Annotated in this window: 8 protein-coding genes; 4 read left to right on the top strand and 4 right to left on the bottom strand. The window is 64.7% G+C overall.

The genetic code is table 11. The features are described 5' to 3' along the window. Positions 1 to 14 precede the first annotated feature (14 nt). A complete protein-coding gene (locus GR303_RS13630; RefSeq protein WP_161722793.1) occupies positions 15 to 1,652 on the bottom strand; it encodes an amidohydrolase in 1,638 nt (545 codons plus the stop codon). Between the two features lie 193 nt (positions 1,653 to 1,845). On the opposite strand from GR303_RS13630, the gene GR303_RS13625 reads away from it, so the two are divergent. From GR303_RS13625 to GR303_RS13615, 3 genes are all read left to right on the top strand, one after another. After that, complete coding sequence (locus GR303_RS13625; protein ID WP_161722792.1) at positions 1,846 to 2,883, top strand: amino acid ABC transporter substrate-binding protein; 1,038 nt, start codon at positions 1,846 to 1,848, stop codon at positions 2,881 to 2,883. A 65-nt stretch (positions 2,884 to 2,948) separates the two neighbouring features. Then, complete coding sequence (locus GR303_RS13620; protein ID WP_161722791.1) at positions 2,949 to 4,121, top strand: amino acid ABC transporter permease; 1,173 nt, start codon at positions 2,949 to 2,951, stop codon at positions 4,119 to 4,121. A gap of 3 nt (positions 4,122 to 4,124) precedes the next feature. Further along, on the top strand, positions 4,125 to 5,237 hold the full coding sequence (locus tag GR303_RS13615) for an amino acid ABC transporter permease (protein ID WP_161722790.1): 1,113 nt from the start codon (positions 4,125 to 4,127) through the stop codon (positions 5,235 to 5,237). Between the two features lie 106 nt (positions 5,238 to 5,343). Here GR303_RS13615 and GR303_RS13610 read toward each other — a convergent pair whose 3' ends face one another. The 3 genes from GR303_RS13610 to GR303_RS13600 all read right to left on the bottom strand — a co-directional run bounded on the left by GR303_RS13610 (position 5,344) and on the right by GR303_RS13600 (position 10,329). Then, complete coding sequence (locus GR303_RS13610; protein WP_343038433.1) at positions 5,344 to 6,636, bottom strand: NAD(P)/FAD-dependent oxidoreductase; 1,293 nt, start codon at positions 6,634 to 6,636, stop codon at positions 5,344 to 5,346. Positions 6,637 to 6,769: 133 nt separating this feature from the next. Beyond that, a complete protein-coding gene (locus tag GR303_RS13605; RefSeq protein WP_161722788.1) occupies positions 6,770 to 9,805 on the bottom strand; it encodes an aminotransferase class III-fold pyridoxal phosphate-dependent enzyme in 3,036 nt (1,011 codons plus the stop codon). Between the two features lie 95 nt (positions 9,806 to 9,900). Further along, positions 9,901 to 10,329: an Lrp/AsnC family transcriptional regulator gene (locus tag GR303_RS13600; protein ID WP_161722787.1), complete on the bottom strand. Its 429-nt coding sequence runs from the start codon at positions 10,327 to 10,329 to the stop codon at positions 9,901 to 9,903. A 321-nt stretch (positions 10,330 to 10,650) separates the two neighbouring features. On the opposite strand from GR303_RS13600, the gene GR303_RS13595 reads away from it, so the two are divergent. Beyond that, positions 10,651 to 11,646: a DUF2865 domain-containing protein gene (locus GR303_RS13595; RefSeq protein WP_161722786.1), complete on the top strand. Its 996-nt coding sequence runs from the start codon at positions 10,651 to 10,653 to the stop codon at positions 11,644 to 11,646. Positions 11,647 to 12,075: the final 429 nt, after the last annotated feature.

Below are 12,075 nucleotides of genomic sequence, written 5' to 3'. Positions count from 1 at the left end.
CAGGTCGCCCTGGATCAGCGAGCCGTCTCTCCATGGCGGTCGAACACGACCTCGCCGCCGCGGATCGTCAGATCGCAGCGGGTGTCGTGCAGGATCTCCTCCGGAGAGGCCGTCAGAAGATCGCGCGAGAACACGGCAACGTCCCCCGCGAGGCCGGGAACGAGGCGGCCCCATTCATGCTCCGCCTTGTTCACATAGGCGCCGAACTCGGTGAATGCGGTGATCGCCTGCTCGATGGACACCACCTCCTGCTCGTCCATGACGGTGCCATGGGATGTCTTGCGGGTCAGCATTGCATAGAAATTCGGAAAGGGATTGATGTCGCAGACGGGAGCATCGCTGCCGGCCGCGGGCTTGAAGCCGAGATCGATCCAGGTTCTGAGCGGGTAGGACGGCTTGGCCCGCTCCTCACCGACGACGGACACATACAGGTCGCCGAAATCGTAGATGAAGACGGGCTGCGGCACCGGCTGCACGCCCAGACGCTTCATGCGTGCGTTCTGGTCGGCTCTGGCATAACCGGCATGCTCGATCCGGTGGCGTCGATCGGGATCCGGCATGGCCTCCAAAGCAAGTTCGAAGGCGTTGAGGGTCTGCTCGATGGCGGCATCGCCGATGGCATGAACCGCGAGCTGGTAGCCTCTCGCATGGTAATCGTGCACGAGATCGTTCATCTCGTTGTCGTGCAGGAGCATGAGGCCTGTCGTCTCGGGCTCTCCCACATAGGGCTTCGTCATGGCGGCTGTCCGCCCGCCGGCGCTGCCGTCGGTAAAGATCTTCACCGGCCCGACGCGCAGCATGGAATCGCCCACACCCGTAACCACGCCATCGGCATAGGCCTGTTCCACGATTCCACCTGGCCCGCCGAGCAGGCACTGGGTCGTCCGCACCGGCAGCCGCCGGAGACGCTGGGCGGTGCGATAGGCTGCAACCTCCCGATAACCTGCGCGCATGCCGACGCCCGCATCCATCACACTGGTAATTCCATAGGACAGGCACGCGCGGCCGGCATCGTCGATGGCCTGGACGAGTTCCTCATCGGTGGGCTCCGGCAGCACCGCCTTCAAGCGGTCGCGGCCGGTCTCCGCGAGCAGCCCGGTCAAGCGCCCGTCCCGCTGCTCGATTGCCCCTCCCTGAGGAACCGGCGTCGATTCATCGATCCCCGCGAGCCTGAGCGCCATGGAGTTGCAGATCGTCACATGGCCGCAGGCCCTGACGATGGCAACCGGGTGATGGGGTGCGACGGCATCGAGCTCCTCCCGAAGGGGGTGGCGCCCGACGTCGAGCTCGAACTGGTCGTAGCCTCGCCCCTGGACCCACTGGCCGGGCGGCGTGGCCGAGGCGCGCTGCCTCACCTTCTCGAGGAGGGCATCAAGCGTCGGTGCGGATGCAGGGCGCACGTCCACATGACCCATGATGACGCCGTAAGGCAGAAGATGCATATGAGAGTCGCACAGTCCCGGCGTTGCAAGCCGCCCGGCCAGGTCGATCACGCGGGTGGACGGGCCGATCAGCGGCTCCATCTCGGAAGCGCTTCCTGCCGCCAGCACCTGACCAGACCAAAGGGCGATGGCTTCCGTGACATGTTCTGAAAAACCACAGAAGACTCGTCCGTTTGTAAGAACGATATCGGCTTTTGGCAGGATGGGCATGAACGACTCGCGCAACGAAAAGCACTCGCAGCGGATGCTGCGTGCGAAGAATGGCGAGTTTGCATCCCTTTTACCCGGTCAGCAAGCAATCAGATGCATGATGGTGGGAAACTCTGCCCTTGAAACGCTGGCGGCTTCAGGTCTAGCTTTGGCATGTAGCGGCCGGATAAGGCGCACGGAAAGAGGGAATACAATGACACAGTCCAGATCTTTGACACGCTGGCTCGCGGTTGGCCTCGTCGCCGGTGTTGCCGCCATCTCGGCCAGCCCGGCATCGGCGCAGGCAACGCTCGATACCGTCAAGAAGCGCGGCAAGATCCTTTGCGGCGTATCGCCGGTTGCTCCCGGCTTCTCCTATGCCGACGACAAGGGCGTCCGCCGCGGCTTCGACGTGGATATCTGCCGCGCCGTCTCGGCCGCGATCTTCGCCGACCCTGACAAGGTCGAGTATGTCCCGCTCAACACCAACGTGCGCTTCCAGGCCGTTCAGTCCGGCGAGGTGGACATCCTGTCCCGCCAGAACACCTGGAGCTTCACGCGCGACGCGTCCCTCGGTCTCGATTTCGGCCCGGTGGTATTCTACGACGGCCAGGGCCTGATGGCTCCGGCGAAGCTGAACGTGAAGAACGCCAGCGAGCTGGCCGATGCTGCAATCTGCCTGCTGCCGGGCACCACGACGCTCCAGAACCTGGAAGACTTCTTCCGGCCTAAGAACATCAAGTACGAATCCGTCGTGTTCGAAAATTCGGACGAGTGGCGAAACGCCTTCTTCAGCGGGCGGTGCGACGCCATCACGACCGACCGGTCGGACCTGGCCTCCGTGCGCGCCATCGCCAACGATCCCTCGCAATACGTGGTTCTCCCTGAGACCATCTCGAAGGAGCCTCTCGCCCCGGCGATCCGTCAGAACGATCCCAACTGGCGCGACATCATGAACTGGTCGGTCTATGCGCTGATCGCCGCCGAGGAGAAGGGCATCACCCAGGCCAATGTGGATGCGCAGCTCAAGAGCGAAGATCCCGAGATCCAGCGCATGCTCGGCGTGAACGGCGACTTCGGCAAGATGCTCGGCCTCGACAACAAATGGGCCTACAACATCATCAAGTCCGTCGGCAATTACGGCGAAGTCTTCGACCGCAACCTCGGTCCCAAGACCCGGCTGGGCCTGTCGCGCGGGCCGAACGAGCTCTGGACCAAGGGCGGCCTGCTCTACTCCCCGCCGTTCCGGTAATCTGGGACCAGCGGGCGGCCTTGCGGCCGCCCGTTCCGTTCTCGGCGTCTCCGGAAAGGATCATCATGCGTGCTGAATCGCTGAGCGGGACGAGGCTCCTCTATAATCTTCGCTTCCGGGCCATCCTGTATCAGGTGCTCGCCGTCGGCAGCATCGTCCTTCTGGGGCTTTACCTCTTCTCGAATGTCTCGCAGAAGCTGGAAGAGCAGAACATCGCCACGGGCTTTGCCTTCCTGGGACGCGAGGCAGGGTTCGTCATCAGCCAGACCCTGATCGACTACAAGCCCACGGACACCTACGGTCGCGCCATCCTGGCCGGCATCGTGAACACAATCTGGGTGTCGGCATGGAGCGTGGTGCTTGCGACAATCATCGGTCTCTTCGTCGGCATCGCACGCCTCTCGCGCAATCCTCTCCTGTCCCTGCTCGCCTTCCTCTATGTGGAGGCACTGCGCAATGTTCCCCTCCTGCTCTACCTCTTCCTTTGGTATGCGCTGATCGTCACCGGCCTGCCGGGCGTTCGCGAGGCATGGGAGATCCTTCCCCATGTCTTCCTGAGCAACAGCGGCCTGACGGTACCGGCCCTGACGTGGACCGGCGCCCACTCGATCGTTCTCGTCGCACTCGCCCTCGGCGGCGCCCTCGCGCTTGCCGTGCACCGCCGGGCAACGGCCGAGCGCATCAGAACCGGGCGGGACAAAACGACCTGGCCTTTGGTGGCTCTCGCCCTTCTGTTGCCGCCCGTCGTCGCGATCCTGGTCGTTCAGCCCGAGCTGACGATCAGCATTCCCGAAAAGGGGCGTTTCCGCCTCACAGGCGGAGCCCAGCTCAGGCCGGAGTTCACAGCCCTTCTCGTCGGCCTCGCCCTCTCCGCCTCCGCCGGCATTGCCGAGATCGTTCGAAGCGGCATCCTGTCGGTCCGCAAGGGACAATGGGAGGCAGCGCGCGCGCTGGGCCTGAAGGACGGCCTGACCATGCGCCTCGTCGTCCTGCCTCAAGCCCTTCGTGTCATCATCCCCCCTCTCACCAGCAGCTACTTGAGTCTCTTCAAGAATTCGTCCCTTGCCATCGCCATCGGTTATCCGGATCTGGTCATGGTCTCCAACACGACCATGAACCAGACGGGGCAGGCCATCGAGGGCATCGCGATCTTCATGCTCGTCTATCTCGGCCTGTCGATCGCGATCTCCTTGTTCATGAACTGGTACAACAGCCGTGTCGCGCTGAAGGAGCGCTAGGCCATGACGACCGCGACCGACATTGCCGAAGCCCAGTTGAAGATGCCGCTTCGGCGCGATCCGAGCGTGGGGCACCGCCTGCTCCACCGCACGCTGAAGCCACTGGTCGGAACTCCCGTCAATGCCGTGGTCACGTTGGCCTGCCTGTGGATCATCTGGCTTGCCGCCAAGGGAGCCTATGGCTGGCTCGTGACCCGGGCCGTCACGGAAGGAGGAGCCCAGGCCTGCAAGGTGGGACAAGGAGCCTGCTGGCCCTTCTATGAAGCCAAACTCCGCTTCATGATCTTCGGCGTCTATCCGTATGAGGAGCATTGGCGGGTCCTCCTCGCCATGGCTCTCTTCCTCGGCTCCATGGCGATCACGATGATTCCGCGATTTTGGAGCAGAAAGCTTCTGGTCCTGTGGGGCGTCACGATCGTCGCGTCGGCCGTGCTGATCGGAGGCGGCGTATTCGGCCTTTCCTATGTTCCGACGACACAATGGAGCGGCCTGCCCCTCTCCTTCCTGCTTTCGGCGGTGGGGCTTGCCCTCGGCTTCCCGCTCGGCGTCCTGCTGGCCCTGGCCCGCTCGTCCAAGCTCCCGGCCATCCGTGTGATCGCCATCGTCTTCATCGAGGTCATTCGGGGCGTCCCCCTCATCAGCATCCTGTTCATGGCCTCGGTCATGCTGCCCCTTTTCATGCCGAGCGGCATCACGGTCGACAAGCTTCTGCGGGCGCAGATCGCCATCATCATCTTCGCTGCCGCCTATATCGCGGAAGCCGTGCGCGGCGGCCTTCAGGCCATTCCGCGCGGGCAGCACGAGGCAGCGAGCGCCATGGGCCTGCATTACTGGCAGTCCATGCGCCTCATCGTACTCCCCCAGGCCCTGAAGATTGCGATTCCACCGCTGGTGAACATCTCCATCGGATTCTTCCAGGACACGACGCTGGTTACGATCATCGGCCTTCTGGACTTCCTCTCCACCGTGCGCACGGCGATGACGGACCCGAACTGGGTGGGTATTGCCGTGCTGGAAGGCTACGTCTTCGCGGCTGCCGTGTTCCTGCTGTTCTCCTACGGGATGGGCGCCTACAGCCGGTTCCTGGAGCGACGCATGCGCCTGGGGCACGACTAGCAGTCCGGCGCCCCGCTTGGCTTGAGCTCAGAGCTCTCAGTGAAAAGGCGCCTTCACAGGCGCCTCTTCGATCACTTCCAGGCTGAGTTCCAGAGGGGCATTCACTTCAGGCTGCGCCAACCGCGCGGCGCTCCTTGGCAAGATCCATCGCCTGATAGGCCCAGTAGGTGAGCTGCGCCGCGGCAACGCCGAAGGGACCGCCGTTCCAGGCGAGGCCAAAAGGCTCGTACAAGCGGTAGCGGTCGCTCTGACCGAGGATCCCCTCTGCAATCACCCGCCCACCGATGGCTGTGGTATTCATGCCCCGGCCGCCGAATCCGAAGACATACCAGACGCCTGGCTGGAGCCGGCCGATCAGCGGCATCAGATGGCGCGCATAGGCCATGAGCCCCGACCAGGCTGTCTCGACGCGCACGCCCCTGAGCTGCGGATAGGTGGCGACCATGGTCCTCTGCATCATCCCGGCGAGGCGGCGCGGCTCGCTCGTGCGCGTCGTGATCCGCCCGCCCCAGAGTAGCCGCGTTCCTTCGTCGACAAGGCGGTAGTAGTCCCCGGCACGGCGATTGTCGCTGATCGCCATCGGCGTACGCACCGCCTCCGCAAGCCGCTCCGGTGCGGCCTCGGTCAGCAGCACATAGGTTGCGATGGGCAGGATGCTTCGGCGCAGGCGCGGCACGAGATCATCCGTGTAACCGCCTCCTGCCAGGACCACCTCGCGCGCCCTCACCTCTCCGCGGGCGGTGCGGCAGATTTTCTCCGCTCCGTCGAGGTCGCACCCGAGGACTCGCGATCCTTCGAAGATCCGTCCGCCCCGTTCCTCGATGGCCTTCGCAAGGGACCGAGCATAGTTGAGGGGATGGAAGTGGAAGCATGCCGGGTCGTGAAGCGCTTGGTGGTATTTCGTCGAGCGCAGGACGGCTCGAACGGCCTCCGTCGGCATCACTTCGAGGCGATAGCCGAACTCCCGTTCCATCATCTCGCAGTGCTGCTTCAGCCCGTCGGGATCATGATACCGCAGCACGCTGAGCTTGCCGTAGACGCGCTTGTTGTCGCTCATGCCCAGTGCGTCGATGTTCTCCTCGACGATCCGCACGCCCTCCATCGAAAGCCGGTGCAACTCCCGCGCTCTCTCCGGGCCCACCATCCGCGTGATATTGGCATGGCTCGTCGCATAGCCTGGGCCGACGAAGCCCCCGTTGCGGCCGGATGCGCCCCAGCCGACCCGCTGCGCCTCGAGAACCGCCACCGAGCGGCCCGACCGCGCAAGATCGAGAGCAGCCGTGAGGCCCGCAAGGCCGCCTCCGACAATCGCCACATCGGCCTTGACCTGACCCTCCAGCACGGAGCGCTGCGCACCGTCGCTGAGAGTGCGGGCGTAGTAGGTATCTCCGTAGTCAATCATGAATGCCCCCGATCCCTATCGATGGTCCGAGCGTAGCGTGCCGGGTCCCGGCCATAAAGGTCACCTGAGCATCCCCGCAACGATCAATCCCCGTCCGGCATGCCGCCTTGAACTCCAGCCCATCACAGACTCAATGAAGAATGTCGGCCATCGCCCGATCGAGAACCTCCAGCAGCAGATCCGCGTGCTCCCGGCCGAAGATCATCGGCGGACGCAGCTTGATGACGTTGTCATGCGGTCCATCCGTCCCCATGAGAACACCGAGTTCCTTGGCCCTGTTGGAAATCTTGGATGCGATGTCTCCCGCATGCTCCTTGGTCGAGCGGTCGCGCACCATCTCGATCCCGAGGAACAGCCCCCGCCCGCGCACGTCGCCGACGGCCGGATACTTCTCCTGCAGGCGCCGCATGCCTTGGAGGAGGTAGGCTCCCTGATCGGAGGCGTTGGCGAGCAGGCCCTCCTGCTCGATGGTGTCGAGAACCGCAAGCCCGGCGGCACAGGAGACAGGGTTTCCGCCGAAGGTGTTGAAATACTCCATGCCGTTGGCAAAAGCCGTTGCGATCTCGCGGCGCACCGCGACGACGGCGAGCGGATGACCGTTGCCGATGGGCTTGCCCATGGTGACGATGTCCGGAACGACGCCATGTTCCTCGAACGCCCACATGGCGCTTCCGACGCGGCCGAACCCGACCTGCACCTCGTCGGCGATGGCGATCCCGCCCGCGGCGCGGACATGGGAATAGACATCCTTCAGGTATCCCGGGGGCAGGAAGATCTGTCCAGCCACGCTCGGGATGGTTTCCGCGATGAAGGCTGCGGGAACACGGCCCGACGCAGCCATGTCGGCAATGATCCTGCCTGCCTCGCCGGCATAGTGACCACCGATCTCCTCAGGCGTCCCGGCGATGGGGGCGCGGTAGATCTCGGGAATCGGAAGCTCGTGAGTGAAATCCGGGCGCCCGCGCCCTCCCTTCCGCTTATACTTGTAGGGGCTGATGTCGATGAGAGCCTGGGTATGGCCATGATAGGCCCAGTCCAGAACCACCACGTCGTTGCGGCCGGTATAGGTTCGCGCCATGCGCAGGGCCAGATCGTTCGCCTCGCTGCCGGTGCAGACGACGAAGAAGGTGTCGAGTTCCTTTGGCAGGGTCCGGGAGAGCCTCTCCGTATAGTCGATGATCGTGTCGTGCAGGTAGCGCGTGTTGGTGTTGAGAAGCGCCGCCTGCCGGGCGATGGCCTGCACCACGTTCGGATGGCAGTGTCCAAGATGGGCGACGTTGTTGTAGCAGTCGAGATAGGCACGTCCCGTGTCGTCGATGAGCCAGACGCCCTCGCCGCGCACCATCTTCAGCGGCGTGCTGTAAGACAAGCTGACGTTGCGCCCCAGCCGCTCGCGCCGCTTCTCGATCAGCTCCTCCCTCGTGCGGCCGGTGCGCTCGAAGGCTTCGATGGTCAGGCCTGCGAAATCGTAGGGGCGGGGATAGAGGTCGGCCCAGACATCGACATAGGCTTCCTCGCCGACGCCGGGGATGATGCTCACATCCTCGTAACGGGTCGTGCTGAGCTGCAGGTGGACGTGGGGCACCCAGCCGCCGTTTTCCGCGTAATCGCCGAGCCGCGCGACGAAGGCCCCGGCATCCAGCCGCTCGCCGACGCGGCGCTCCCGGACGGAGGCATGGTCGAGATGCCCCCAGAGCGTCCAGAAGCGCAGGCCCGGCTCGGGCTCGTGCTCGAGCAGGATCAGCCCGCCGTAATCCTGCGGCTCCGGGTTGATCGTAGCGGCGACCACGGTCGCGGCCAGAGGCGTGAACATCTCCGTTCCTGCCGGAGCGAAGATGTCGAGGCCGAGATGGACGTTGCGGCGCGTCCCTTCCGCCAGCACGGACTCGAAGAACGGCGCGGTGTAGATGATGCGCCGCTCTCCCCACGGACCGAGGCCGAGGCTAAAGCCATGCCTGCGCACGAGTTCGGCATAGGCGCGGTCTGCGGCCTCGTGATCCTGGGCCGCGCTGGCAGCAGCCAGCGGCTCGTCAGGGCTGCCGAGGTCCAGGACGTGCTTGGCCTGGCGCACAGGGTGCGGGTTCATGAGGGGCGCCAGGTTCCGCCGGTTGGCGGACAGCCACTCCCGGATCCGGCGTGCTCCCGGTGCGGCCTCGAGGCCGCAGGCCTGGCGCAGGATCCCGGTTGCGATGCGATGGTCGACCGCGGAGAGCTTCCGGAGCAGATCCCAGGCGGGCTTTTCGCTCACGAAGAGATAGGGGTCGTCGGCCGCGCCCATGCGGCGGGCTGCCGACATGGTGACGCTGATGGCGAGGCGCGCCATGACCAGATCCAGGATCACGGCGAATTCCGCATCCTGGAGGGGATGCTCGGCGTGATAGCCGGCGACGATCCGGGCCGCCGCCTCGATGGGGCTCCCCTCCTCCAGCATCGCATAGGTGCAGGCGACGGCGATCTCGGCCGCGATGGGCGAGTGCACGGCATCCCCGAAGTCGATGAGCCCGTTCACCCGCCCATCGGCGACAAGCACGTTCCAGTCATTGGCATCGTTGTGGATGACGCCGGAGCGCAGATGCTTCAGGGACGGCGCGACGCGGCTGTCGTAGATGTCGAGGGCCTTCTCCACGAGACGGCGCTGCTCGGGGTCGGTCACCGCATGCAGGCGCCCGCGGGCCAGGGGCGTCGAGCGGATCTCCCAATCGAAGGAGCGGTGCGCTCCGGGATGGCCGAAGCCGGCAAGGGCCCGGTCGAGTCGGCCGAGCAGGCTCCCAAGGCCGCGCAGGACCTCGGCCGTCTTTGCCTCTTGGGCGAGAGGGTGGCCCGGAAGATAGGTGACGAGGCGCAGAGCATGCTGCCCCGCCGCGCCGTCGATCAGCACGTAGTCCCGCCCGCCTGCGCCGGGCACGATTCGGGGCACGGCAAGATCCGGGTCGCAGTCCTCCAGATGGCGCAGGAGAGCGGTCTGAAACTCGATGGCCAGGAGGGGCTCTGCCGCATTCATGATCTTGAACGTCAGGGCCTGCCCTCCCGCCGTCATGACCCGGAAGTTCTGATCCCGCTCGCTCGGCAGGGGGCTCAGTTCACCCTCGACGCCGAAATGTGACCGCAGGAACTCGCGTGCTTCGGCATCCGAGAAGGCGGGACGGGGGTTGTCGAGAATGGTCACGGCGGCATTCCGGCTTGTGGCTTTCCCGGAATCTGGCATCGAGGCGGGGACGGCCGCACCTGCCATTGTGGCGGCTCGGCCGCCATTTCGGCGGCTCAGGCCGGCTTCTCGTCCTTGAGCACCATCGCCGTCGTGACGTCCGCCACATCCGGCATGAGGGCGATCTCGTCCCGGGCCGCGTTGAGGGCGGACATGGCAGCCGCTTCGATCTCCACCACAAGGTCCACATCGCCGCTGACGGAAAGGCAGCGGCGAACGGCCGGAAGGGCCGTGATGCGCGAGACCGCCTCACGCGCCGGGGTCCGCCGGAGGCGGATCATGAGCAGGGCCCGGACCGCTTCCCCTGCCTGAGGGTCCGGCCGCACGTCCGCCTTGTAGCCGCGGATGATGCCTTCCGCCTCCAGGCGGGCGATCCGCTCGCGAACGGAGCTGCGCGCCAAGCCGACCTTGCCGGCCAGAGTCTTGAGGGGGAGCCGGGCATTCTGCTGAAGAAGGCGAAGGATCTGAAGGTTCTTCTCGTCCATGGATCCCGACGCCCAGAGCCGTCCTGAAGGGAAGAGCCCAGTTAAATAACTTCTACGAGCTGCACAATCGCCCGCTCGCGCACCACGGCACTTTTCTGGGCAGGCGGAGGCGCGGAGCGCTTGTTACCATACGTAATCTCTTGCCTTCGCCTTCCTGAGAGCAAACGCCCCGAAAGCTCCTCCCGCAAAAGCGGTAGCGCGGGAACCGCGGCTGCGTTCCTTGGCTTAACAATTGACCGAGATTTCTGCCTCATCCGTGGCTTTCGGCAAGGCAGGAGGTCCGGTCATCGGGAGCAATGCCTTCGGGACAGGAGAGCGGGCATGCTGGTGCCTCTGAAGCTCACGCAGAAGCTGCTGCTGGTTGCCGGGATGGCCCTGCTTGCGATGCTGTCAGCCCAGGACGGGGCCCTCGCCCAGCCGGAAGCCTGCGAGAGGTACAGAGCGGAACTTGCATCCCTGAACCGCAGCGGCGCCTCAACGCGCATGGCGGAAGCCAATGCGGCCCGGCAACGTGCGGAAATCGAGCGCTTGGCAGGCTATTACCGGGCGATCGGCTGCGGCCAGGGAGGCTTTCTCTTCCAGACACCTCCGGCCTGTGGACCCATTGCCGGACAGATCCGCTCCTTGCAGGCAAGCTACCAGGCGCTGCTCAACCAGTCGGCCGATGCCGACGCCGTGAATGAACGCCGGCGCCAGCTCAGGGCCGCCGTCGCCAGGGCCTGCGATGATTTCGCGAGGCCGGAATCCATGCCCTCAACGGGCTTCAAAGGCGGAGGGCAGCTCGTATGCGTCAGGTCCTGCGACGGCGGCTACTTCCCCCTGGACAGCCGGCCGGCAGGAAGAAACAGCGTTGTGTCCCTGTGCAGAGCCTTGTGCCCCAATGCGGAGGTCATGGTCTTTCACGCTCCGAGGGAAGGAAACATCGAAGAGGCCGTCTCAGATACAGGCGAACCGTACATGAGGCTGCCGAACGCGCTGCGCTATCGGAAAGCCTATGATCCGAGCTGCTCCTGCAAGAAGCCCGACGAGACCTGGGCGCGGGCATTGCGCAAGGCCGAAGGCATGATCGAGCGCAGGAAGGGCGACGTCATCGTGACGGAGGCCATGTCGCAGCAGATGGCGAACGCGATGTTGAGGAGACCGAAAGCGAGGCGGGATAGGCTGGAAGGAGGTGTCACCGAAGCATCGCTAACAAAGCCTTCGTCCGTTCCCGATCCGGAGGTCACCGGCACCATCGGGACGTCCTCTCCTCCTGCCGGTCACACCAAGCCCATCCGGATCATTGCGCCCGACATCATCCCCGTTCCCTTGCCGTAGGACCACAGCTTCAGTCGGAATCCTGCCCAGGAAAGGTATCGACTTAAGGAAGAGAGTTCCAAACGGCCCAGCTGAAACGAATGGGCTTAAATGTTGTTGTCCCCTCGCGTCAGGTCGATCCCAAATGTGAGTCAGCGATGCGTCGTTTACCAGTAGCAGTGTTCGTTCTCGGAGTTCTTGCATCGGCCGGCGCGTCGGCGGAGCCCGGAGCGTGGGCTTCCACCCCAGAGGGCAAGGCCCGGTGGGATGCATGTTACCGCGAAACACGTTTGATTCATCGCACCTACAGCTTCTCGTTGCCGGATTACCGCAGGACGATCAAAACAGCCCGCAGGGCGCAGATGAGAGACTGCATGACGCGAGAGACCCCTCCTGCCCCCGTGAGGGTTGCCGTTCCGACCGACAGGAATCCGGAGACATCTCTGGCAA

Origin of the sequence: Microvirga arsenatis, assembly GCF_009910705.1 — a bacterium.
In the GTDB taxonomy this organism is placed as follows: domain Bacteria; phylum Pseudomonadota; class Alphaproteobacteria; order Rhizobiales; family Beijerinckiaceae; genus Microvirga; species Microvirga arsenatis.
Note: the sequence above shows the minus strand (reverse complement) of the source record. Positions and strands in the feature narration are given on the sequence as shown.

Excerpts from the sequence above, each read along its gene's own strand:
- GR303_RS13615 (WP_161722790.1), top strand. The coding sequence starts at position 4,125 with ATGACGACCGCGACCGACATTGCCGAAGCCCAGTTGAAGATGCCGCTT.
- GR303_RS13625 (WP_161722792.1), top strand. The coding sequence starts at position 1,846 with ATGACACAGTCCAGATCTTTGACACGCTGGCTCGCGGTTGGCCTCGTC.
- GR303_RS13595 (WP_161722786.1), top strand. The coding sequence starts at position 10,651 with ATGCTGGTGCCTCTGAAGCTCACGCAGAAGCTGCTGCTGGTTGCCGGG.
- GR303_RS13600 (WP_161722787.1), bottom strand. The coding sequence starts at position 10,329 with ATGGACGAGAAGAACCTTCAGATCCTTCGCCTTCTTCAGCAGAATGCC.
- GR303_RS13630 (WP_161722793.1), bottom strand. The coding sequence starts at position 1,652 with ATGCCCATCCTGCCAAAAGCCGATATCGTTCTTACAAACGGACGAGTC.
- GR303_RS13620 (WP_161722791.1), top strand. The coding sequence starts at position 2,949 with ATGCGTGCTGAATCGCTGAGCGGGACGAGGCTCCTCTATAATCTTCGC.